The sequence below is a fragment of the Adhaeribacter rhizoryzae genome (genome assembly GCF_008629685.1).
GTDB lineage: Bacteria > Bacteroidota > Bacteroidia > Cytophagales > Hymenobacteraceae > Adhaeribacter > Adhaeribacter rhizoryzae.
In genome coordinates, this window is record NZ_VWSF01000002.1 from 89,715 (window position 1) to 115,336 (window position 25,622).

General features: G+C 44.3%; 15 protein-coding genes. 6 read left to right on the top strand and 9 right to left on the bottom strand.

The genetic code is table 11. The features are described 5' to 3' along the window. The first annotated feature begins 9 nt into the window (after positions 1 to 9). Positions 10 to 1,434: a SusD/RagB family nutrient-binding outer membrane lipoprotein gene (locus tag F0145_RS03565; protein ID WP_150086935.1), complete on the top strand. Its 1,425-nt coding sequence runs from the start codon at positions 10 to 12 to the stop codon at positions 1,432 to 1,434. Positions 1,435 to 1,605: 171 nt separating this feature from the next. Continuing rightward, on the top strand, positions 1,606 to 2,874 hold the full coding sequence (locus F0145_RS03570; protein ID WP_150086936.1) for a replication-associated recombination protein A: 1,269 nt from the start codon (positions 1,606 to 1,608) through the stop codon (positions 2,872 to 2,874). Positions 2,875 to 3,007: 133 nt separating this feature from the next. Here F0145_RS03570 and F0145_RS03575 read toward each other — a convergent pair whose 3' ends face one another. Then, on the bottom strand, positions 3,008 to 4,594 hold the full coding sequence (locus tag F0145_RS03575) for an ArnT family glycosyltransferase (protein ID WP_150086937.1): 1,587 nt from the start codon (positions 4,592 to 4,594) through the stop codon (positions 3,008 to 3,010). 228 nt (positions 4,595 to 4,822) lie between these two features. On the opposite strand from F0145_RS03575, the gene sppA reads away from it, so the two are divergent. The 4 genes from sppA to F0145_RS03595 all read left to right on the top strand — a co-directional run bounded on the left by sppA (position 4,823) and on the right by F0145_RS03595 (position 14,178). After that, positions 4,823 to 6,583, top strand: coding sequence for a signal peptide peptidase SppA (sppA, locus tag F0145_RS03580; protein ID WP_150086938.1), 1,761 nt, complete (start codon positions 4,823 to 4,825; stop codon positions 6,581 to 6,583). Positions 6,584 to 6,797: 214 nt separating this feature from the next. Further along, the gene (locus tag F0145_RS03585) at positions 6,798 to 7,625 is read left to right on the top strand and encodes a purine-nucleoside phosphorylase (RefSeq protein WP_223815797.1); all 828 of its coding nucleotides are present in this window, start codon (positions 6,798 to 6,800) and stop codon (positions 7,623 to 7,625) included. Between the two features lie 522 nt (positions 7,626 to 8,147). After that, complete coding sequence (gltB, locus tag F0145_RS03590; RefSeq protein WP_150086939.1) at positions 8,148 to 12,698, top strand: glutamate synthase large subunit; 4,551 nt, start codon at positions 8,148 to 8,150, stop codon at positions 12,696 to 12,698. Further along, positions 12,691 to 14,178, top strand: coding sequence for a glutamate synthase subunit beta (locus F0145_RS03595; protein ID WP_150086940.1), 1,488 nt, complete (start codon positions 12,691 to 12,693; stop codon positions 14,176 to 14,178). The genes gltB and F0145_RS03595 overlap by 8 nt, the downstream gene beginning before the upstream one ends. A 349-nt stretch (positions 14,179 to 14,527) precedes the next feature. Here F0145_RS03595 and F0145_RS03600 read toward each other — a convergent pair whose 3' ends face one another. The 8 genes from F0145_RS03600 to F0145_RS03635 form a co-directional block, all read right to left on the bottom strand. Then, positions 14,528 to 15,205: a ClpP family protease gene (locus tag F0145_RS03600; RefSeq protein ID WP_150086941.1), complete on the bottom strand. Its 678-nt coding sequence runs from the start codon at positions 15,203 to 15,205 to the stop codon at positions 14,528 to 14,530. Positions 15,206 to 15,422: 217 nt separating this feature from the next. Then, on the bottom strand, positions 15,423 to 15,644 hold the full coding sequence (locus F0145_RS03605) for a hypothetical protein (protein ID WP_150086942.1): 222 nt from the start codon (positions 15,642 to 15,644) through the stop codon (positions 15,423 to 15,425). Between the two features lie 79 nt (positions 15,645 to 15,723). Further along, positions 15,724 to 16,290 (bottom strand): RNA polymerase sigma factor, encoded by a 567-nt coding sequence (locus F0145_RS03610; RefSeq protein WP_223815798.1) that lies wholly within the window; start codon positions 16,288 to 16,290, stop codon positions 15,724 to 15,726. Between the two features lie 324 nt (positions 16,291 to 16,614). Beyond that, the gene (locus F0145_RS03615) at positions 16,615 to 17,436 is read right to left on the bottom strand and encodes a DUF4249 domain-containing protein (protein ID WP_150086943.1); all 822 of its coding nucleotides are present in this window, start codon (positions 17,434 to 17,436) and stop codon (positions 16,615 to 16,617) included. Beyond that, a complete protein-coding gene (locus F0145_RS03620; protein ID WP_223815799.1) occupies positions 17,436 to 19,733 on the bottom strand; it encodes a TonB-dependent receptor in 2,298 nt (765 codons plus the stop codon). Before F0145_RS03620 ends, F0145_RS03615 begins: the two co-directional genes overlap by 1 nt. A 640-nt stretch (positions 19,734 to 20,373) precedes the next feature. After that, positions 20,374 to 20,676 carry a GIY-YIG nuclease family protein gene (locus tag F0145_RS03625; RefSeq protein WP_150086944.1) on the bottom strand — a complete coding sequence of 101 codons (303 nt, stop codon included), beginning with the start codon at positions 20,674 to 20,676 and terminating at the stop codon, positions 20,374 to 20,376. A 368-nt stretch (positions 20,677 to 21,044) separates the two neighbouring features. Continuing rightward, entirely contained in the window at positions 21,045 to 25,055 is a 4,011-nt protein-coding gene (locus tag F0145_RS03630; protein ID WP_150086945.1) for a CheR family methyltransferase, read from the bottom strand. A gap of 327 nt (positions 25,056 to 25,382) precedes the next feature. Continuing rightward, the gene (locus F0145_RS03635) at positions 25,383 to 25,619 is read right to left on the bottom strand and encodes a hypothetical protein (RefSeq protein ID WP_150086946.1); all 237 of its coding nucleotides are present in this window, start codon (positions 25,617 to 25,619) and stop codon (positions 25,383 to 25,385) included. Positions 25,620 to 25,622 lie beyond the last annotated feature (3 nt).

Sequence of the window (25,622 nt, forward strand, 5' to 3'; positions counted from 1 at the left end):
GGTGGCAGTATGAAAAAAATAGCTGAATATACCTTACTCCTGGCTGTAGCCGGAACCCTAAGCTTGCAGGGATGCGACGATTATTTCGATTTAAATACCAACCCTAACCAGGTTTCTAATCCGCCGCTGGCTTCGCTGCTGAGTACGGTTACTCATAAAACCGGCATAAACAACTACAATGTTGGTAGCGCCATCGCGCCTTACGTCCAATATATTGCCAATGCAACACCAAGTGCCGCCAGCGATACCTACCAGATTGTCGATTTTTCTACTACCTGGGATGGCTTGTACTTTGCCATGGCCGATATTTATGATCTAAAGCAAACCGCCATCACCCAAGGTTCCAGCGAATATTTAGGCGTAGCCAATGTATTAATGGCTTACCACCTAAGTTTGGTAACTGACTTGTGGGGCGATGCGCCATACTCCGAGGCTTTTAATTTAAGCACGTTTACGCCCAAGTACGATTCACAGCAAGACCTGTACAATACCAGTTTAACTTTGCTGGATGAAGCTATTACGGAGTTAGGTAAAACCAATGCTACCATCAAGTTAACCGCAGCCAACGATTTAATCCACGGCGGCGACCGTGCCAAATGGCTGAAAACTACTTATGCCCTAAAAGCCCGGCTGTTGAATAAAGTAAGCAAAACCCCGCAATACAATCCCACACTCGTTTTGCAAACCTTGGCCAACGCTTACACTTCTAACGCCGACGATGCCGGTATGGCAGCTTTCTCGTTGCGGAATCCGTGGGCCCAGGTTGCGGTAAATAATGCCGGCTTAAGTTTAGGTGGCTGGCTGTCTGAGCAATTAATCGAACACCTGAACGGCACCACTTACGGCGTAGTAGACCCGCGGCTGAAAAAAATTACCGACCCAACCGTTACGGGTACTTACATAGGTACCACAAACGGAGCCGGTAACCGGCCGCCGGCCACGAATACTGTTCAGGACGAAAACTATGTTTCGGTTAATTCGCCGTGGACCAATAATACAGCACCGGTTTTAATTATTACTTACGCCGAACTAAAGTTTATAGAAGCCGAGGCAGCCTTGCGGGCCGGCGATAAAACCAATTCCTATGATGCTTACTTAGGCGGTATTCGGGCCAATATGGATAAGCTACAAGTACCAACCCCCGAACGCGAAGCTTACCTCCAGAACCCAGTTGTAGCCGTTGGTGCCGATAATATTACTTTAGCCTTAATATTTAAAGAAAAGTACGTAGCTACTTACTTAAACCCGGAAGCCTGGAACGATGCCCGTCGGTTTAACTACGCCTACAAAGATTTTACATTGCCGGTTAATGCGGCTTTACCCACTTTTATCCGCCGACTAGAATACCCCACAACCAGCGAAAGAAGCCGCAACGCCGCCAATGTGCCAAGCGTTGGTTCGCTCTCCGATCGGCTTTGGTGGGATGTTCAATAAACGCAATAAACCAATACCCAATTCAATTTTAATATGCAAAGTAAGCTCCGGCCTTTTGGGCCGGAGTTTCTTTTTGAATTAAAAAACGGATAAAAGAACAGAAGCCAGCACGTGCAGAATATTGCGGCGAATAATATTTAACTTGCAGCCGGAAAATAAAATTAGCTGCGCATGAATAGTCCTAAAATACCACTGGCCGAACGCATGCGGCCGCATACCTTGGATCAGTTTGCCGGTCAGAAACACCTGGTGGGCGAAAAAGGCATCTTACGCCGCTACCTCGATTCGGGTATGATTCCGTCGATGATTTTGTGGGGGCCGCCAGGGGTAGGCAAAACTACACTGGCCAATATTATTGCTTCGCAACTGAAACTGCCGTTTACGGCGCTTAGTGCCATAAATGCGGGCGTAAAAGACGTGCGCGAAGTAATTGAAAAGGCTAAAACCCGACCTGGCACCATTTTGTTCATCGACGAAATTCACCGCTTTAGCAAATCGCAACAGGACGCACTGCTAGGTGCCGTGGAAAAAGGTATTGTAACCTTAATTGGTGCCACCACCGAAAACCCAAGCTTTGAAGTGATTTCGGCTTTGTTATCGCGGTCGCAGGTTTACGTACTCAAGCACCTTTCCAAAGACGAATTGATTGCTTTGGTTAATAAAGCCATTGCCGAAGATGAATTCTTGAAAAAGAAAAATATTCAGGTAGACGAGTACGATGCCTTGCTCATGCTATCGGGTGGCGATGCCCGCAAACTCCTGAATTTGTTAGATATTGTGGTAGAAGGGGCCAATGCCGATGTGCTGGTAATTACAGATGCGTTTGTGCAGGAAATGGCGCAGCAGCACATTGCCATGTACGACAAATCGGGCGAGATGCACTACGATATTATTTCGGCTTTTATTAAATCTATGCGGGGCAGCGACCCGAATGCGGCGCTTTATTGGCTGGCCCGCATGATAGAAGGCGGCGAAGATCCTAAATTTATTGCCCGCCGGATGCTAATCCTGGCTTCGGAAGATATTGGTAATGCCAACCCTACGGCTTTGATTATGGCCAATACTTGTTTCCAGTCGGTGCAGGTAATTGGCTACCCCGAAAGTAATATTATTTTATCCCAAACGGCGGTTTACCTGGCTACTTCGCCTAAGAGCAACTCGTCGTACATGGCCATTTGGGAAGCCCAGGAATTGGTGAAACAAACCGGTAATTTGCCCGTGCCGCTGCCGCTGCGCAATGCGCCCACCAAACTGATGAAAGAACTGGGCTACGGCAAAAACTACAAATACGCGCACGATTACGACCAGAACTTTGTACCCCAGGAATTTATGCCGGAGCAACTGCAAAGCAAAAAACTCTTCGAGCCCGGTAATAATGCCCGCGAAAACGAAATGCGCAAAAACCTGCGTAACTGGTGGGGCGAGAAGTATGGGTATTGACAGTTGGCAGTAAACAGTAAACAGTTATCAATTATTGGTAAGCAGTTAATTGAGTTAACTATCCTGTTAATACGGAATAGGCAATATTTGAAAAGAATATTCTGCCTATCGAAAAGCTTTAATTAGCGGAAGGTTACTTTTCGTAGATATAGAAGTTGAATTTTCCGGTAATTATTTCGGCTAATTGTTTATACTGGTTGTTTGGGGTTTGTAATACGTAAAGGTTTTTACTTGTAGCTTCTTGGGCTATTTGTTCAATTTCAGGCCGGCTTAAAAAGTAATATTTATCTAGTTGTACCAAATGGTCCCAGCCGGCTACAATAGGTTCGTTTCGCTTTATTGCTCTCTGAAACGCTAATGGGTGCATGTCGCAATAGCGGGCAATATAAATATAAGGCTGGTTATGACCTTTATCTTCAATGTAAATTCTGGCATATTTATCTTTATAATTATTTAACTTTTTAGCTAACTGAACCAGGTGATTCTGTTGAATAGCGCTTCTTAGAAAATAAGACTGGGTATAATGTTTTACAAAAAATGCCAGGTTTACGAGGAGCAAAGAAATTGTTACAAGCAAAAAAAAGTTTCGCCACTTAACCTTATTTATGTGCCGGTAAACAAACAATATTCCGGTGGCCGAAATTATTGGAAGTAATACAATTATACCGGATGTTCTTAAAGCATTAGGGTTTTGGGTGGTTAGCGCACTCGGGAAAAGGCAAATAGCTATAAATAAGTAAAAATATACCGGAGGAAAATGCGTTGTTTTTTTATGGACTAGCGGGAAAAAAAATAAACCAAGGTAGAAAAATAAGAATTCGGTATTTAGTAACCTGCCCATGGTTAAAAAATTATAATCTTCAAAACTAAAGAATAGATATTCAGGCGATAAGTTGGAAAAAAAGTTGCGCAGGAAAGTGTTCAAAAAATGGTAAGAAAAGGAAATATCAATCATGCCATCGTGGGTACGGGCGAAAAATTGCTCTGGCAGGGTAAAAACCGTGTAAATCTGGGGTAAAGCACCTGCAAAACAGGCTAAGCCTAAGAAGCCTATTTTCTTAAGCTTAGCAGATGAGGAATAGAAGAATATATCGGCGGCTATAAGTATAGCAATAAATAAAAAATAAAGTTTGCTCGATTGATACGTATTCGTTCCGAGGCCGATTATGAACCCCAGCAATAGCAAATATTTACTGTTGTAGTCTTTACTTCTTGTTTTTAGCCACAGATAAAAACTACTAATAATAAAGAACGAGGGCAGAATGGTGGGTTCGGTGCCAAGTCTGGAATATATAATGTGCCACGGTGATAAGGTAACTAATAATAAAGCCAGAAAAGCAAATAAGCGACCGCCAAGCCTTAAGGTAGTTAAAAATATAAGCACTGCAGAAAAAAAGCCTAGAATAGCAGAAGGCATACGGCCGGCAAAAGTAGAATAGCCAAAAACTTTTATACTTAAAGCACAAAGCCAGGCATACATAGGAGGGCGGTTATCGTGGTCACCAAATCCTCTTAATATAGTAGGGTATTTCAGGCCCCATCTATCGGCACCTGTTTCCAGAATTGAATAACCATCGTAAAAATTAGAAAGCTCATCCACATGACTCTCTGCCGGATATCTTTCTAACTGGTATGTTCTAAGAAACAGGCAAAGCATTAAGGTAGCTACTACAGCAATATAAAAGATGTAACCTTTTTGAGTTAACGCGCTTAATTTCATAGCTTAAAACTGGTAGCAAAGATTCTTTAGGTTTAGGCAGTAGTTGAGGTGAAATTTATGATAACAATTATAAAATTTAAGTTATTCCTGAAAATCCTATATAGCCGAAAATATTCACAACTTCTTATTTCAGCATACCCCAACTCATAATTCCACCAAAATTCTCCCTTTTTACCCAAACAATTTGTAGCTTGTACCCATTATTATTAAGTAGAAAATTTAACCTGTATGTTACAGTTTTTTAAATACACCTTGGCCACCCTTGTCGGCCTTTTTTTATTTTTTTTCCTAATGTTCCTGATTCTGTTGGGAATTGCTGCCGCGGCTGCCTCAGAAGATGAGGTAACGGTAAGAAAAAATTCCATTCTGGAGTTAAAACTTGACCGTGAAATTGACGAACGGGGAGAGGACGATCCGTTTGAGGGTATGGGCTTGTTAGGCGGCTTGGGTAACGCCAAATACGGTCTCGACGAAATAAAAGCTTCTATCCGCCACGCCAAATCCGATGACAATATTAAAGGTATTTACCTGAGCACCGAAATATTGAGCGCTGGTATGGCCACTGTGGAAGAAATCCGGAACGAACTTCTGGACTTTAAAAAATCAGGTAAGTTTATTGTGGCCTACAACGATATCTGTTCTGAAAAAGCGTATTACCTGACTTCGGTAGCCGATAAACAATTTTTGAATCCGCAGGGAGCCTTGGAAATTAACGGCTTAAGCTCCGAAATAATGTTTTTTAAAGGCACTTTGGAGAAACTCGATATTCAGCCCGAAATATTTAAAGTAGGAGAATTTAAAAGTGCCGTAGAACCGTTTGTACTTGATAAAATGAGCGCGCCTAACCGCTTGCAGGTTACGTCTTTCCTCAACTCCCTGAATAATCATTATTTGCAAAATGTTGCCAAAGCCCGCAATAAATCTTTTGGCGATATGAAGAAAATATCAGACTCGATGCTGATTCATTACCCCGAAGATGCTTTGAAGCACGGTATTATTACCAACGTGGGTTATTACGACCAGGCGGTAGATTACATGAAACAGCGAACCGGCCTGAAAAAAACCGATAAACTGAATGTGGTAGAACTGAAAAGTTACCGCAAAGTGGCCAAAGAAGAAGATAAATATTCTAAAAACCGTATTGCGGTAATTTATGCTACCGGCGAAATTGTAAACGGCGAAGGTGGCAAAGATAATATTGGGGGTACCAAGTTTGCCGAGGAGATTCGCAAAGCCCGCCGCGATAAAAATGTAAAAGCCATTGTATTGCGCATTAACTCGCCGGGCGGCAGTGCCATGGCTTCGGATGTAATCTGGCGTGAAATAACCCTGGCTAAAAAAGAAAAACCCGTAATTGCTTCTATGTCGGATGTGGCCGCTTCGGGTGGTTATTACATTGCCATGGCCGCCGATACGATTGTAGCCTACCCCAACACCATAACCGGCAGCATTGGCGTATTTGGTATTCTGGCTAACCTGGAAGGTTTCCTCGATAATAAACTCGGCATTACCGTAGATCGGGTTAAAACCGGCCGATTCTCGGATATGCCTACCATTACCCGCCAGTTGAACCCCGCGGAACGCCAGATTATACAGCACGGCGTAGAACGCATTTACGATGATTTTACTTCTAAAGCAGCGGCCGGCCGCAACATGCCGGTTGCGCAATTGCGTAATTTAGCCGGTGGCCGGGTATGGTCGGGTATCGAAGCCAAAGAACGCGGGCTGGTAGATGTACTGGGTGGTTTAGACAAGGCCATTGAAATTGCAGCTAAACGGGCCGGCATCGAAAAAGAATATACCCTTAAAAAACAGCCTCACCAGAAAACCTTCCTGGAAACCTTTATGTCGGGTATGGAAACCAGCGCCCGTACGCGTTTCTTGAAAGCCGAACTCGGAGAAATGTATCCGTATTACGAAAAAGCTAAAAAGATGCAGCAGTTGCAAGGTATTCAGGTGCGCATGCCTTACGATTTTTCAATTCAATAAAATTATATTAATTGTTATTTAATAAAGCCGGAGAAGCCTACCCTTCATACAGGACTTCTCCGGCAAAATGGTTGGCTCTTTTTATTAGTCTCCTAAGCCAATAGCCCGCAATATTTTCGCAACGTCGTTCCATTGTTCGGCGTGAAGCTCCTTTCTCCAAAATAATCTAAAATATAGGTCTGCCGGGTGCAGCCAAATAAATAATATAGTAACCATGGAAAAACAAATGCAGCAACTACAGGATGCTAGTGATTTCCTGATTCAGCAAACCAACAGTTTTGCCCCTGATTTCGGAATAATCTTGGGTACGGGCTTAGGCGATTTGGTAAATGATATAAAAATTCAGTACAGCTTACCTTACGACGAAATTCCGCATTTCCCGGTATCTACCGTCGAGAGCCATTCGGGTAAATTAATATTCGGGTACCTGGGCGAAAGAAGGGTGGTGGTAATGCAGGGCCGTTTTCATTATTACGAAGGCTATACCATGGAGCAGGTGGTTTTTCCGGTACGGGTTATGAAAATACTCGGCATTGGGAAATTATTTGTTTCGAATGCTGCCGGCGGCCTGAACCCGGATTTTAGTACTTCTGATTTAATGGTAATTACCGACCACATTAACCTGCAACCACAAAACCCTTTAATTGGTAAAAATTTAGAAGCGCTGGGCTCCCGCTTTCCCGATATGAGTGACGTGTACGATGAAACTTTGGTAAACCAGGCGCTAGCCATTGCGGGGCAGAACGGGTTTGCCTTGCAAACCGGCGTATACGTAAGTGTGCCGGGCCCCATGCTCGAAACCAAAGCCGAATATAAGTTTTTGGCTAATATTGGCGCCGATGCGGTAGGTATGTCTACAGTGCCCGAAATTATTGCGGCCCGGCACATGGGGCTTACTTGTTTTGCGCTATCGGTAATTACAGATATGTGTGTGCCCGGTAAAATTAAAAAAGTAGTTTTGCTGGATATATTAGAAGCGGCAGCCCGGGCCGAACCCCGTATGACTTTTCTAATCAAAGAGTTAATTCGGAACCAAGACTAAAAGATATTTGTATAAGGTATTATAAAACCAATAAAGAGTATAGCTTTTAGATAATTCCAAGGTCAAGTATTTGTATGTCTTACCAGCATGGAACAGTTTCTGCCTAAATCCACCATATCCTGCTCTTTTCACAAAAAGCTATACTGGGCCCAATATTCGAGCCTTTGCGATAAAAAGCAGTTTTAAATGTTTTGCTTTAATAAATTTGTATAATTTTTAATAAATAGAAATTTAATTAATCAGATTTTTAAACAAACTTTATTCTGAAGGCCTATATTAAATATTTTTTAATATTTTTGCTTCAAACAACAACTTAACGGTGTTATAATTCTCAAAGGTTAAGATTAATATTATGAAAAGTTATTTTTCTTTAATACTTTGAAACTACAAAACTTAAAAACTGCTAAATTAACGCTGTTTTAATAGGTTATTAATCGGGCAGATTTTATAAGATCAGTCTTAGCTGAAGAAAAAAATACCATATCGCGAATATAATTTTTTTAGTATAGAATAAATACGATAATGTCAGACCAAAACAATTTGGGTTTATATCATCCATCATTTGAACATGATTCGTGTGGCATCGGCTTTGTAGCCCACTTAAAAGGCCGGAAGTCGCATGATATTGTGGCGGATGCCTTGCATATGCTGGCCCGCATGGAGCACCGGGGAGCCTGTGGTTGCGAAACCAATACCGGCGACGGCGCAGGTATTCTGATTCAGGTACCGCATGAATTTTTTGTGGATGAATGCTTAAAACTAGGCATTAAGCTGCCGCCGTTCAGCCAGTATGGCGTAGGATTGGTGTTTTTTCCGCAGGACGAGAAACTGCGCGAAGAATGCCGCGATATCCTGAACCGTAATATTGAAAAGCTGGGCATGCAACTTTTGGGCTACCGCAAATTGCCGACGTATAACGGCGAAATTGGCGAGAGTGCCCTGAAAGTAGAACCCGTAATGGAACACGTTTTCATTAAGCGGCCTGACCTGATTACGAATCCGGAAGAATTTGAACGGAAGCTTTTTGTATTGCGCAACTATACTACTCGTTTAATCCGGGAGTCGGTAGCTTTGCCTAATATTAACGATGCTTTTTATATTGCTACACTATCGTATAAAACCATTGTATACAAAGGCCAGTTTACGACGGCGCAGGTGCGGTCTTACTTCCCGGATTTGCAGCATAAAAATGTAGTTTCGGCTTTAGCGGTAGTTCACTCGCGTTTCTCCACCAATACCTTCCCGTCTTTCCGGTTAGCGCAGCCTTTCCGGTACATTGCCCACAACGGCGAGATTAATACGGTAAAAGGAAACACCAACTGGATGGGCGCGGCCGAAGCAGCTTTCAGTTCGAAATATTTCTCACGGGAAGAACTGGATATGATCCTGCCGATTTGTGATCCAACCCAGTCTGACTCAGCTAATCTCGACAACGTAGTTGAATTATTAACTTTGAGTGGCCGTTCTTTGCCGCACGTAATGATGATGCTGATTCCGGAAGCCTGGGATGGCAACAACCACATGAGCGAAAAGAAACGTGCTTTCTACGAATACCATGCAGCCCTGATGGAGCCCTGGGATGGCCCGGCTTCTATCTCGTTTACCGATGGTAAAATTGTTGGTGCTACTTTAGACCGGAACGGCTTGCGTCCGTCGCGTTACTTGGTAACTAGCGACGACAAAGTAATTATGGCATCAGAAGCGGGTGTTTTGGAAGTAGACCCGGCTAAAATTGTAAAGAAAGGCCGCTTGCAGCCTGGTAAAATGTTTGTGGCCGATTTAGAGCAAGGCCGCATTATTTCTGACGAAGAACTGAAAGACGATATTTGTTCGCGTCAGCCTTACCATGAGTGGTTAAAAAATAAAATCCGGTTGAAAGATATGCCGGAAGCTTTGGGTACTTTCCATCACCCAAGCCCAACCGCGCTCTTGAAGCACCAGCAGGCTTTTGGTTATACCTCGGAAGACCTAAAAGTAATTATTGGCGAAATGGCCCAAACCGGTAAAGAGCCTTTAGGTTCAATGGGTACCGATACGCCGTTGGCAATATTATCTGACCAGAGCCAGCATTTTTCGAGTTACTTTAAGCAATTATTTGCCCAGGTAACCAACCCGCCCATCGACCCCATCCGGGAGCGAATGGTAATGTCTTTGACTTCATACGTAGGTGGTGGCCTGAATTTACTGGAAGAAAGTCCGCTGCACTGCCGCATGGTAGAATTGCAACAGCCGGTGCTTTCGAATAAAGAACTGGAAAAAATACGGTTCTTAGACCAGTCGTATTTTCAAACCAAAACCATCTATACCTACTTTAAAGCCGATGGCCAGCCGGGCTCGATGGAAAAAGCCATCAAACGGATTTGCCAGTATGCGGCCGATGCGGTAGAAGATGGTTTCTCTATTATTTTATTATCAGACCGGAGCCTGGATAGCAGCCACGCCCCAATTCCTTCATTGCTGGCAACTTCTGCCGTACACCATCATTTAATGCGCAAAGGTTTACGCGGTAAAGTGGGTATTGTGGTAGAGTGCGGCGATGCCTGGGAAGTACATCATTTTGCTACGCTCATCAGCTTCGGTGCTTCGGCGGTTAACCCGTATTTAGCTTTCGATACCATTGTGGATATGAAAGCCAAAGGATTAATTGAATCGAACGCGGCCGACGAAAAGTTATTCTATAATTACATTAAAGCCATAAACGACGGCTTGCTGAAGGTATTCTCTAAAATGGGTATCTCCACCATGCAGTCGTACCAGGGAGCCCAAATATTCGAAGCGCTTGGTATTAGCAAAGATGTAATTGATAAATATTTTACCCGTACGGTTTCCCGGATTGGCGGCTTAACCCTGGATTGCATTGCTAAAGAAGCTTTAATCAAGCATAAACTGGCTTTCCCGGATAAGTTTGTACCGAATCCGAAACTGGAAGTTGGTGGTATTTACCAGTGGAAACGCCGCGGCGAGTACCACCTGTTTAACCCGCAGACCATTCACTTGCTGCAACAGGCTACCCGCACCAACGATTACGGGGTATATAAAAAATATTCAAAACTGGTAAACGAGCAAGGCGTAAAAGCCTGTACCTTGCGCAGCTTACTTAAGTTTAAAGAAGGCAAATCTATTCCGATCAGCGAGGTAGAACCAGTCGAAAGTATCTTTAAGCGTTTTGCCACCGGTGCCATGTCGTTCGGGTCAATTTCGCACGAAGCCCATACCACGCTGGCCATTGCCATGAACCGCATTGGTGGCAAGAGCAACAGCGGCGAGGGCGGCGAAGACGAAATCCGTTTTGAGCGTAAGCCAAACGGCGACTGGGAACGGTCGGCTATTAAGCAGGTAGCATCCGGGCGTTTTGGAGTAACCAGCTATTATTTAGCTAACGCTGATGAATTACAAATTAAAATGGCCCAGGGCGCTAAGCCCGGCGAAGGTGGTCAGTTGCCCGGTCATAAAGTAGATGAGTGGATTGGTCGCGTGCGTCATTCTACCCCGGGGGTAGGTTTAATTTCGCCGCCGCCGCACCACGATATTTACTCGATTGAAGATTTAGCCCAACTAATATTTGACCTGAAAAATTCTAATCCAAAATCCCGTATCAACGTGAAATTGGTATCGGAAGCGGGGGTAGGAACAGTAGCAGCCGGGGTAGCAAAAGCTTTCTCCGATGTGGTACTGATTTCGGGTTACGATGGTGGTACCGGTGCTTCGCCGATTAGCTCGATTAAGCACGCTGGTTTGCCTTGGGAACTTGGTTTAGCCGAAGCCCACCAGACCTTGGTTCGCAACAAACTACGCAGCCGCATTGTGGTGCAGGCCGATGGTCAGATGAAAACTGGTCGTGACTTAGCCATTGCGGCCTTATTAGGTGCGGAAGAGTGGGGCGTAGCTACAGCAGCCCTGGTTACTGCCGGTTGTATTATGATGCGGAAGTGTCATTTAAATACCTGCCCGGTTGGGGTTGCCACCCAGAACCCGGAATTACGGGCGTTGTTTAGCGGTAAGCCGGAAGATGTGGTTAATTTATTCCACTTCTTGGCCGAAGAATTACGCGAGATAATGGCTGAATTAGGTTTCCGGACCATTAACGAAATGGTGGGCCAGGTTGACCGCTTGGAAATGCGGAAAGACTTCACCAACTGGAAACATAAGTTAATAGATCTTTCTGCCGTATTGCATAAAGAACCGGCCGGTCCGGAAGTTGGCATCTATAAGCAAGAAGAGCAGCAGCATGCCTTAGAAGCGGTACTGGACGTGGATTTAATTAAATCTGCGCAGCCAGCCCTGGAAAATGTAGAACCTGTATTTGATCAATTTTACATCTCCAACACCGATCGCGCTACGGGCACTATGCTGTCTTACGAGATTTCGAAGAAGTATAAAGGCGTTGGATTACCGGCCGGTACCATTCACTACAAATTTACCGGCTCTGCCGGACAAAGCTTTGGGGCGTTTGGTGCACCAGGTATTAAATTTGAACTGGAAGGCGAAGCCAATGACTACTTTGGTAAAGGTTTATCGGGCGGTCAGTTAATCCTGTATCCACCAAAAACCGCTAAGTTTAAAGCCAGCGAGAATATTATTGCGGGTAACGTAGCGTTTTACGGGGCTACTGCCGGCGAGGCTTACATTCGCGGTCAGGCGGGCGAACGTTTCTGCGTGCGTAATTCTGGTGCCAAAGCAGTAGTAGAAGGCGTTGGCGACCACGGCTGCGAATATATGACGGGTGGTATTGCGGTAATATTAGGCGAAACCGGACGTAACTTTGCGGCAGGTATGAGCGGTGGTATTGCTTATGTATACAACCCCGGCCAACGGTTTCCGCAGCAATGCAACATGGAAATGGTAGAATTTGATGAAATGGAAGCAGAGGATGTAACCGAACTGAAACGGTTAATCCAAAACCATTTTGATTTTACCGGCAGTGCCGTAGCAGAAGGAATTCTGAATAACTGGGATAATGCCGTAAGTCATTTTATTAAAGTAATGCCAAGCGATTACAAAAAGGTATTGCTGAAAAGAAGAGAGTTAAAAGAAGTAGGAATCGATAATTTGGAGGCTGTAGTAAATGGGTAAGCCAACAGGATTTTTAGAGTTCGGCCGGGAGTTGCCGAAAAAACGTGATCCGAAATTGCGGATTAACGATTACAATGAACTTTACGAAGAATTCGGCGAAGAGAAAATAGCCACGCAGGCAGCCCGTTGCATGGATTGCGGCGTACCTTTCTGCCACAGTGGTTGCCCTTTGGGTAATATTATTCCGGAATTTAACGATGCTGTATACGAGCAAAATTGGGAATTAGCCGCGGAGATTCTTTTTTCTACGAACAACTTTCCGGAATTTACCGGCCGTATTTGCCCGGCTCCTTGCGAGGCTGCCTGCGTGTTAGGCATTAACAAACCGCCGGTAACCATCGAAGAAATTGAGAAGAGCATTGCCGAAGTTGCTTTTGAAAAAGGTTACGTGCGGGCCAAAACCCCAATATTACGTACCGGCAAAAAAGTAGCGGTAGTAGGTTCGGGGCCGGCTGGTTTAGCCGCTGCCGCTCAGTTAAACAGCGCCGGTCATTCGGTAACGGTATTTGAGCGCGCCGATAAAATTGGTGGCTTGTTACGCTACGGTATTCCGGACTTTAAACTGGAAAAATGGGTAGTAGATCGTCGGTTAGCGGTGATGGAAGAAGAAGGTGTGGTATTTATGACCAACGCCAACGTAGGTGAAAATATTAAAGTAACCGATATTATGCGTTCTTTCGATGCTGTGGTTTTAACCGGTGGCTCTACAGTAGCCCGTGATTTAGGTATTCCGGGCCGCGATCTGAAAGGTGTTCATTTTGCGATGGATTTCTTAACGCAGCAAAACGGCCGCATCAGCGGCAAAGAATTTGCGCCGGAAGAAGAAATCTGGGCAACCGATAAAAACGTGGTAGTTATTGGTGGCGGCGATACCGGCTCCGACTGTGTAGGTACTTCTAACCGGCACCGGGCTAAATCGGTAACGCAGATTGAAGTATTGGCTAAGCCTCCTGGCGAACGTCATGCTTCTACGCCGTGGCCGAACTGGCCCATGCAATTACGTACGTCTACTTCGCACGAAGAAGGCTGCGACCGCAACTGGGCTATTGTGACCAAAGAATTTATCGGTGACGAAGAAGGTAAACTCAAAGCCTTGAAAGTAGCGCAGATGGATTTTTGCAGCGCCAAACCCGGCGAAGCACCTAAATTCCAGGAAGTGCCCGGCACCGAAAAAGAAATTCCTTGTGAACTGGCCTTATTGGCAATAGGTTTCGTGCACCCGCAGCACAAAGGCATGATCGAAGAACTGGGCCTGGACCTGGACGAGCGCGGCAACGTAAAATGCAATACCAGCTACCAGACCAGTGTATCCAAAGTATTTGCTGCCGGCGATATGCGCCGCGGACAATCTTTAGTAGTTTGGGCTATTTCAGAAGGTCGTGAAGCTGCTCGTGAAGTTGATATTTTCCTGATGGGACAAACCAAGCTCGAAGCCAAAGATGTTTCGATGCTGAATACCACCAGTGTTTACGCGATTTAAGTAAGACAAATATTATTAAGTAAAAAGCTTCCGGAATTTTCCGGAAGCTTTTTTGTTTTAGTGGGGAATTCCCTGAATGATGCTCTACTGTAGCGAAACTAATATTGTGCTTGCCAGTTTTTATTGTTTTCTTTCACTCGCATAGGCGTTCTTGCCGGAACCTAACTTGTCGCTTGTATCGATTAAACAGTTGGTGGTATATGTCTCGGGCGTCCTCGCCCGTGTCTTCTTCTTGCGGCCTCTGGCCACTATTATTAATGAAGAATATTTTAATTGTTTATAGCGGCCAGAGGCCGCAAGGAATAATCACCAGCGAGGACGCTGGCGATAGAGAAAAATCTAACCATTTTCATCGCAGCAGCACTTCATCTATTAACCCGTATGCTTTTGCTTCTTCGGCTTTAAGCCAATAATCCCGGTCAGAGTTTTCGTGTACTTCCTGGTAGCTTTTCCCACTGTGGTGGGCAATAATTTCGTATAATTCTTTTTTAATTTTTAATATTTCGCGGGTAGAAATTTCTATATCTGAAGCCTGACCTTGCGCGCCACCTAAGGGCTGGTGAATCATGACGCGAGCGTGGGGCAAGGCCGAGCGTTTGTTGGCTGCACCGCCGCATAACAACACGGCCCCCATCGAAAGAGCTACTCCGGTACAAATTGTAGCTACGTCGGGTTTAATAAATTGCATGGTATCGTAAATACCTAAACCCGCGTAAACTGATCCGCCCGGACTGTTGATGTACAGCAAAATATCTTTTTTAGGATCTACTGATTCCAGGAAAAGCAACTGAGCCACAATAATATTAGCAATATTATCATCTACAGCCGTACCCAGAAAAACAATCCGGTCAGCCATCAGCCGGGAGAAAACATCTACTTCCCGGAAATTTACCGGCCGTTCTTCAATTACCGAGCGGGTCATGTTTTCGATGTAGTTAATATATTTATCTACGGCCAGGGTATTCTGGTTTAAGCCTTGTACCGCAAATTTTCTGAATTCATTTTGGTTATATCCGGAGGTAAACATAGGGTTCTGTTGTTTATGGGGTTATAAAAAAGACATGAAAATTCCAGTCGACTTTAAAAAGCCGATTGAAGCGTTTAAAGTGAAGTAAAAATCTAGATTAGGTTTATTCTAAATATTGCCGCCGGCTAATTGGGATTTCTGATGTCGCAACTTTCCTTTGTTAGCGGGCGCTTAAGAAATGAGCAAAGAAAAATAACTGGTAAATAAAGCAGGCAACTTAAGTAGAAAATAACCGGGTATGAATGGCTTTTAATTCTTGCCGGAGTTGTTGCCGTCCGGCATCCTGAATAGCCCGGTAGGCAAGTTGTTGAAGCTGAAATTTTTGTTTAAAATATTCGTCCCACAAAAGCCTTATTTCAAGCTCCTGGCTTTCTTCTTCTGGTAAACTGCCGTTCACAAAAGCTTCCAGTGTTTTTATTTCTTCTAAAGCTGGTCGCATAAAATAAAAATTTAAGTATTTACAAAAATTAATCTAATAGAGCTTAGAGCGGTTCTAATCAAAAGCACAAATATTTACCTTACCGGAAATCGTTAATAGTAAAGTTGGCTAAAGATTGGCGGAGACGTTCCAGGCATTTAAATTTTTGTACGGTAGCAGTATGCACATTGCGGTACGCGTGTTGAGCCGCAATTTGGGGCATGTTGTGGCCGAAATAATAAAAGGAGACTAATATTTCCTGGCACTTTTTACCCAACTGTGCTACAAACGTACCCAAATCAAGGTTAGTTTGTTCGGATGCAATCGTGGGTTCTTCCCAATTTGGGCTGGTTTGGGTCAGGAATATTCTGGCTTGGCGCTGCCGCTTTTCCAGCTCCTGGTGCCATTTATTTTTGCAGATAGCTAGTAAATAGGTGGTGGCCGATGCTGTTAATACCAGTTGCTCGTGCATTACTTTTTCGTAAAACAGAATAATAGCTTCCTGTAATAAATCCTGCGCATCTTCTGGGGTGCCGTTGTGCTGTTTTACAAAGTGTAGCACCATGGGGTAAGTTTGCGCATACACACGGGTTAAAGTTTTTTCCCGGTCTGTGATAAAGGAATGGCGCCAGTCTGTAGCCATTACCGGGCTTGTTAAAGTCTGCATAGGCTTTTTAGGTTAATCCGGTTTCTGAAAGAATATCACCCTAATTTCTTAAATTATTTTTAAGGAATATTACTTTGTGCCTTTTAATAGCAAAGGATTTATACCAAGTAGTATGAATAATCTTCCATAACTGAAAACTTAAATTATTCTATCCTTGCCTGTCATTCCGGAGGAATCTTCTGCATAGGAAGCATTACAGGTAAATTCAAGACTAAGTTTATCACCTGTTTATCCAACTTATGCAGAAGATTCTTTTGAAATTCTGCGAATTCTCCTGAATGACGGGTAGAGGAAGCTATTTGCTACGCTATTAAGACCGGGATATTACTTCAGAATAATCTTTTTTCGGTCGTAAACCAGGTTGGTGAAAACGCCATAGCCACCTTGTACGGTAGATATGACGGTAGCGGGTTGAGCAAAAGGATTGCCATTGGCATCGCGGGCGCCTTCCACGGAGTTAAAGAAATCATAATAAGGTTTTTCGAGGTGGTAAAGCGATACAAACACCGTGTCGTCTTTTTCGAAGTCGTAGCCGGTGCCGAACGCAGAAAGTTTGCCGTTGCTGAGGTTATCGTCGGCGGTATAATCTATCTCGGCCCGATTGTTTACGCTATCGCGCTGTACACTAAAAAAATAATAATTAGCAGTATTACCCGGGTCGGAATATTTTGCTACCAGAAAAGCTTTTTTGCGGTCGTTGTAAGTATATTCAACGGTATCGAGGAGTACTACGGGTAAAACGGTGGTGGTGCCGGTGAGCTTGCGGCCCTGGTTATCGGTTATTTGCAAGCTATAGGTATCGCCGGGTTTGCCTGCCATAACGGTAGGAGAAACGTGGGTATAATATTTACGGGTAAACTTGTCGTAAAAAGGCGCATAACGTAAGGTATCGGGCTGGCCTTTGTAAAAAATAATAACCGTGGCTTCTTTAACCAGCGGAATTTCCGGAGCGGCCAGGTAATTGGTGCTTTCGGTTAAAGTTAAGCGGTAAGGCTGGCCGGGCTCCAGGTAACATTCGGCTACCAGTTGCGATGCCATAACCGGTAAATCTACTTCAAAGTTTTTTTCCATGTTACAGCCGTACGGCAGCACCGATAAGGCCAGAAGTAAACAGAAAATATAATATTTGGAACGAAACAAACGCATCAGAATTTAAAATTATAAGTAACCGACGGAATAACCGGGAACAAAGAAACCTGCCGGCCCCGGAAGCCAATGGTTAATTCGTCGGATTGGTCTTTTAGCTGTTCGAAATACACAAAATACGGATTGCGGCGGTTGTAGGCATTGTAAACACTAAAGGTCAGGTCCGATTCGCCGCGCTTGGGCCGCAACTTGTAAACCAAGCCCAAATCTAACCGGTGATAAGCCGCTTGGCGGTAAGCATTGCGTTCGGTGTAAATAGGTACAAAAGATTCGTTGTTGCCGGTTTGGCCTTGTAATATAATGCGCGAAACGGGCACCGAAAAAGCATTGCCGGTGCCGTAAACCCAGGTGCCGGTCAGGTGGAGGCGGGGGCTGAGTTGGTGCAAGCCTACAATGCTAATGTCGTGGCGACGGTCGTAGCGGTTCGGAAACCAGCGGCCTTCGTTTATTTCGGCAAACTGCCGGTAGGTCCAGGAAAGGGTGTAACCAACCCAGCCGGTGGTGCGGCCTTCTTTTTTCTCCAGGTATATTTCGTTGCCGTAACTGCGGCCCCGCCCGAATAAAAATTCCTGATCCAGGTTATTGTTTACAAATAATTGCGCCCCATTGCGGAAATCTACCTGGTTGGCCATCCATTTGTAATATACTTCGTTCGTGATTAAATATTTGCCTTTGCCAGCTAATTGGCTAATACCCAGCGCTACCTGCTGCGAGCGTTGCGGCCGCACCGTATTGTTAGACGGGTACCAAATATCGGTAGGCAGCGAAGCGCCCGAATTAGAAACCAAATGAATATATTGCAGCATGCGGGTATAACTGCCTTTAAGCGAAGTATTTTCTGATAAAGCATAGCGGGCTGATACCCGCGGTTCCAGGCCGTTAAAATTGCTTTTGCCGTTGGTAAAGCCTGAAAACCGCAAGCCATAATTTAAGGTAAAGTTAGGAGTGGGGTTATAATCATCGGCGGCATAAACGCCGTATTCTACGCCGGTAAACGAAGAACCCGAACTAAAGGCAATGGTGTTATCTTCGGAGCCGGCTTTTAAACGACCCACATCAAAAGTATGCTTAACGGCCTGCACGCCAAATTTAAAGCTGTGGGCATTGCCGGGTACGTAATCAAAATCTGACTTAAAGCTTAAATCTTTTATGTTGGAGGTAAGATCAAAGCTAAAGCCTTCGAGGCTGTTTTTAATATTGTAGCGGTAACTCGAAGCGGTAACGGAAGTATTGGCAAATAACCGGGGGTTGAAAATGTGATTCCAGCGCAAGGTGCCGGCCCGGTTACCCCAGTTAAAATCGAAATTAAAGCCGCTGTTCCGGAAGCCAATCAAATCGTCGCCGAGGTAGCCGCTCAGGTACAAACGGTCGTTTGGGCCAATATCGTAATTTACCTTTGCGTTCAGGTCGTAGAAATAATACCCCGGAATAGGGTTGTACTCGGGGTTGTCTTTGTTTATTTTATTTACCAACCCCGTAAAAACATCTACATAAGTGCGCCGGCCCGAAATAATAAAAGAGCCTTTGTTTTTCTTGAGGGGGCCTTCGAGGGTGAGGCGGGAGGCAATTAGCCCCAAGCCACCGCTGGCGGCAAAGCGTTTGTTGTTACCTTCTTTTAGCTTAACATCTACCACCGACGACAAGCGGCCGCCAAACTGCGCCGGGAAACCGCCTTTGTACAAATCGACGCTGCGCACCGCATCTGAATTAAAAATACTGAAAAACCCAAACAGGTGCGACGCGTTGTAAACGGTAGCTTCGTCGAGTAAAAATAAGTTCTGGTCGGGGCCGCCGCCGCGCACGTACAAACCCGCGCTGCCTTCGCCGCCCGATTGGATGCCGGGCTTCAACTGCAAAGTTTTTAAAATATCTACTTCGCCAAACAGGGCCGGCAGTAGTTTGGCTTCCCGTACCGATAACTGGTCCACGCTCATTTGAGAGGTTTTTAGTTTCTCCTGCAAGCTACCCGCTTCTATTAATACCTCGCCGAGTTCCTGCGCCGTAACTGGTAATTCAATATTTAGTTTGGTGTTTTGGGTAACGGTAATTTCGCGCCGCTGGGTTTGGTAACCAATATAAGAATATACCACCGTATGGGTGCCGGGCGGAACCGATAAACTGTAAAAGCCATAGGTGTTGGTACTGGTACCGGACTGTAAAGCCGGAATCTGCACGGCCACGCCTACCAAATTTTCGCCGCTAACGCCGGCCCGTACGGTACCGCTAATGGTAATTTTACTTTGGGAAAAAGTATAATTTGGTATACAACTTAAAAACAATATTGCCCACAGGAACACCTTGAAAGTTAGAACGGGTAATTTAAAAGGGATATTTATGTAAAATTTGCCGGTAACCAAGGGAGTTAATATTTGTGCCTGTACTAATCAGATAAATAACGCCCGAAGGTACAATATGTTTTGAGGAATTTTGCCGGCAATGCGCTTTACTGAAACAGCAAATATTACTTTACGGTTAAGTATCAAATCACCTCCTCACTCTTTAGCCAAGGAGGGGAACCGAGCTGATGAATAAGTAGCGGTTTTTCTGAGAAATTAGGGCACTGTTTATGATGTTAGCCAACAGTAACGCGTGAAATATTGATCTTTACTCTATTAATTATTTACTACTTTTACTTTTAATACCTCTCACTTTTATTCCTTCTTTTTTTACTGCTTTTCACTGGTTTAACCGCCGGCCTGTAATTTGTAGGAGTTCTTTTCTTCGCTGCGTATTTCAGCTAAAAATCAGCTAGAAGTTCTATTAACCACCAACCCGTAATATTTAAGAAAGGATTATTTCGAACCTAATGAGAAATCAATTACAACCGAAATCACCAACCCGAAATGCTTAGGAAAAATGCCGGCTTACGCGTCATCCCGAGCCTGTCGAGGGAACTATTACCGCAATTTTAGCTAACCTTTAACAGAATCCTTATGGCTATTCAAATGCCAGCTCATTTAAGAACTTTAAGTTTGGATTCTGCTTTCGGATTAAGGCTTCTTTCTTACTGCGGCTCCAGCCTTTGAGTTGCTTTTCCCGGTCGATAGCTTGGTTAGGGGAAGGGTAGCGTTCAAAATAAATAAGGTTATAACAGAAATATTTGCCGGCGAAAGTGCCAGGCTTACCACTATTCTCAAAGTGCTCGGTTAAGCGTCTTGGTAAATCGTTTGTTACACCAATGTAATAGGTGGTGCGGTTTGGGTTGGTGGTGATGTAAACAAAATAGTTGTGGTTAAACATAACTGTTTATGTATAAAGAAGCAACTATAAGATAAGGGCAGAAGTTCCTGAAATAATTGCTGTAATAGATCCCTCGACAGGCTCGGGATGACGCGTAAGCCGGCGTTTTTCCTAAGCATTTCGGGCTGTTGAGGTAGTTTGAGGTAGTTTTCGGCTTTGGTGGTTTTATTTGGTGAATTTGGAATGCTGCTGAATTAGCGTGTTGCTGCTGAATTATTGGCTGTTAGCTGGTTTACTAATTGAATAAAATTGCCATAGGAAGTGAAAACTTGGGTAAAACAGTAGAGTGGCGGGAGCGGGTGGGTAAAAGCAAAAAATCCTTACGCCAACGGTAAGGATTTTTGTTTTAAGATAAGGTTAGCCCGAAATTAATCTTGGTCGGTGGCGGCCGGAACAGAAGCGGGCCGGCTTTTAATAATAATATCAACGCTGGTGCCCTGGCCGGGACGGGAATCGATTTTTAATTTGCCATCGAGCAACTTTACGCGATTTCGAATGCTGCTTAATCCAATGCCTTTGCTATTCCTTTTTTCAGCGGAGTTAAAGCCGTTGCCATTGTCTTGTACGCGCAAGTAAAGCTGGTTTTTTCTGTTTTCCAGTTCTATGTGTACGGTTGTGGCTTCGGCGTGCTTCATGGTGTTATTCAGCAGCTCTTGTATAATGCGGTAAAGCGATATTTCTATTAAATCTTCGAACCGTTCTTCTAAACCTACCAAGTCGCTGGTAACATTAAGTGCGGGGCTATCAAGCCGTCGGATGAGTTCTTCAATGGCTGTTTTCAGACCAAAATCGCGGAGTACAGTGGGTGTTAGCTCAAAAGAAATATTGCGGGTGGCGCTGATTGCCTGATTTAGCAAGTTGTTTATCCGGCCTTTTGTTTCCTGCTGCGCTTCGTTTTTGTTTTCCAGGTGGTCGAGGTTTAGTTTAGCGGCGTAGAGCAACTGGCCCAAACCATTGTGCAGGGCTTCCGAAATGCGTTTACGTTCGGCTTCCTGGGTTTGTAAAACGGCTTTTAATATTTGTTTTTGCTGTTGCAGCCGGAGTTGAATGGTTGCTTCTTCGGCGTCTTTCTGGTCCTGAATATCGGTGGCGGTGCCAATCCAGAGGCTTATCTGGCTCTGATTGTTCCGGATGGGAACGGCTTTTACTAAATGCCAGCGATATTGGTTATCGGATTGGCGCAACAGGCGAGCCTGAATATTTAAGACTTTTCCGTTGGTAAGTACTTCTTTGTAAGCTGCCAGATAATTTTCTAAATCGTCGGGGTGGATAGCTTTGGTCCAGCCCCAACCCTGCGATTCTTCTTTGGTAAAGCCGGTAAAATCGTACCAGGCTTGGTTGAAAGATTCGTTCTCGCCGCTGGAGTGGTGGGTCCAGGTAATGTGGGGCACGGCTTCCAGCAAAATACGAAAACGATCGGCGTTAGCATGTATTTCTGCTTTTTGTTGCAGCAGTTGCTGTTGGTAGTTTTTGCGGCTGGTAACATTCTGCATGGTTAGCACTAAACCATCGTTTAGTTTTACCCCAATCAGGTGTACCCAACGGTCGGCGTTTCCCGGAAGCTGTTGTATCTGTTCAATATCCAGCACTTCGCCATCATTTACTACTTTTAAATATTGCGTAAACAAATCGTTTTGCAGTAACGGCGCATAGGCTTTGCTCAGGGGTTTGGCCCGCAAATCGGTTTCTTTAACCTTTAATATTTCTTCGGCTTTAGAGTTTAACAGAATACATTCAAAATCAACAATAACATTCAGGTTGTTGCGAATGGCTCTTAAAGCCAGAATAGCGTTTGGCGAACTGTCGAGAATGCTGGCCTGCATCAGGTGCATATTCTTCAGTTCGTTAATATTTATAAACAGAATAATGGCCCCATCGGTAATGCGGTTCTGGCTAATGTAAGGCAAAATGCGCAATAAATACCAGATGCCGTTTTTATCCTGCACTTCGCGCTCAACAGCCACCGTATTTTTAATGGCTTCCAGAATATCGTTTATAAAATCCGGATGTTGAATATTATGCGTAATCTGGAGTATAGACCGGCCAATATCGCCTTCGATTAAGTTTATTTGCTGCATAGCAGCCGGCGTAAATTTGCGGATAATGAGCTGACTATCTACGTAAATCTGGCCAATATCGGTGCTCCGGAAAAAGTTATTCAGGTCGTCGTCTAGCTCTACCAGCATTTTTATTTTGTACTGGTGCTCGGCGTTTATGGTATTCAGCTCTTCGTTTAACGATTGCAGTTCTTCATTGGCGCTCTGGAGTTCTTCGTTCGACGATAATAATTCTTCGTTGGTGCTTTGCAGTTCTTCGTTGGCGGTTTCGAGCTCTTCTACCACACTCTGCAAATCTTCGCGGGTAAGTTGCAGTTCCAGCTCCAGCTCGTGTACCCGGGTTTCGTAATGAATTTCTTTCCGGGATAGTTGCGGTTCGTTTAAGGTATAGGCTTGTTCGGGATCTTCGCTAAATAATACCAGTATAAAGCGGTCGAATAATTTTTTATCGCTGAGGTAAGGTTTTATAACAATGTTTATGTGGCGCATGGTATCGCCATCGCGATATTGGAGGCCATGGGCTACAATTTTCTCTTTATTTTGTTCGGCTTTGCGCAGCAGGGCACCCAGGTCCAGGGCTAAATCCTGCGGTAACAATTTTAAAATATTAAAGCTAAGCTGGCGCTCAGGCAAAGATACAAGTTTGGTGTAATCGCCGTAACCATGAATTACATCGTAATTTTCGTCGAGGTAAACGGCCGCAAATGCATATTCTTCCAGAATAGCATCGTTCAGCATCTCAACTAGGCGATGTTGCAATTTTTGCCGTGGGTTAAAGTCCCGGGTCCGGAGCGGTACGTTTAAGTCGGGTTTCCGGAAGTTAGTCCCCGGACTCATAAAGTTTTCCAGACCCAGGGAGCCAGAGGCTGTGGTGCTCTGAAAAATTTTCCACTTTTTATTTACCTCCGTAAATTTGGTAAAATCGCCCAGGCTTTCGCTGGGGCCTAAAAATAAATAACCGCCTACATTAAGCGCATAATGAAGCTTACTCAATACTTTTTTCTGTAGCACCGGGCTTAAATAAATAAGCATGTTGCGGCAGCTTACCAAATCCATGCGGCTAAAGGGCGGATCGTTGATGAGGTTATGTTGGGCAAAAATAACCATGCGCCTGATGCGTGGAGCAACCCGGTACTTGCCGTCTTCTAAAGTAAAAAAGTTTTCCCGGCGTTCTTCCGATACTTCGGAAAGCGAACTGGCGGGATACAGGCCGGCACCGGCAAAATCCAGGGCATCGCGGTCTATGTCGGAGGCAAATATTTTTACTTCTACTTCTTTTTTTACCGTATCCAGGTGTTCCCGCACCAGCATGGCAATAGAATAAGCTTCTTCGCCGGTAGAGCAAGCCGTTACCCAAATGCGTAAGGTGTTGTTAAGGTTTAATGCTTCGGCCAGCGGCGGTATAACTTCTTTGGCTAAAATATCATAAGCTTCGGGGTCGCGGAAAAACTTAGTTACGCCAATTAAAAACTCTTTGCTTAAGGTTTCGGTTTCTTCGGGGTTCAGGTTCAGGTAATCTACATAATTGGCCAGCGAATCTATATTGCAATGGGCCATGCGGCGGCTAATACGCCGGATTAGGGTAGGTTGCTTGTAATTATTAAAATCGAAGCCGGTACGTTCTCTTACTATTTCCAGTATGTGCAGAAAAGAAGGATCGTTAGAAAATTGCATTTCCTTCATCTGCTTGGCCAGCGGCGAAACCTTTACAAAGTCAAAAATAGCTTCCGGAATCATTTCGGGTGGCAATACTTTGTCTATCAGGCCCGCATTAATGGCGTTGCGCGGCATGCCATCAAACTTGGCAGTTTCGGGGTCTTGCACCAATACCAGGCCCTTGTTTTTTTTAATGGCCAGTACGCCTTCGGTACCATCAGTACCGGTGCCCGATAAAATAACGCCTATTGCCTTGGGGCCTTTGTCCATGGCCAGCGACTTAAAAAATAAATCTATGGTACGGCCACCGGCAATATCCGGCGAACGCTCGGTTAGCTGTAAACGGTTGTTTTTAATGGTTAAAAATTTGCCCGACGGAATAATATAAACATTGTTTATTTCTACCAGTTGGTCGTGTTCGGCCTCTCTGAAATTTAATTGTTGGTGTCGGTTTAATATTTGGGTTAACAGGCTGCGGTGTTCGGGGGCCAGGTGCTGTACAATTACGTAGGCCACACTATCGTGCGGAACATTACTAAACAATGCATCCATTGCTTGTAAGCCACCCGCCGAAGCGCCAATACCAATTATATAGGGGTCTTTCAGGGTAAATTTAGGTTTATCCTGGTTTAAATTATTTTCTGATGAATTTGATTTTTTGCTCATGCGCTGACCTCGCTGATCTCGCTGACCCTTTGGGCTGTTTGTAATTAAAGATAACCACTAAATTACTTAAATCATTTAGCAGAAAAAATGTTTATCTAAACCCTTGGGGTAAATACGTATTTAACAGAAGTTAATTCCTGTTTTATTCGCCGATGCTATTTTTTACTTACTCATCTTAAATTTAAAATTAGCCCATCAGAAACTGCAGCTACCATCAAATCAAGAAAAGAATATTTAAGCCCGATTTAGCAATAGTAAATATTAATTGTGTTGTGGTTGGTTTATCTTAGTCTGTTGCTTGCCGGTTGGTAGGGGTTGTAAATAGCCTTAAAGCTGTTGTTGCAAGAAGCGCGGTTGGTAAATAAAAGATTGAACACTGGCTGTGTCTAGTTCTAATAATTTACGGCCCAGCTTTATTTTATAGCCATAATATTTTACTTGTTGGGGTATGGGCATACCCGGCGTAATAATTTCGTCCAGGTAATGCAAGTGGTCCAGCACTTCTTGCCGGGTTAGTGGTTGGGTATCTACATTACTAAATATAAAATCTAAAAGGCCAAGCATTAT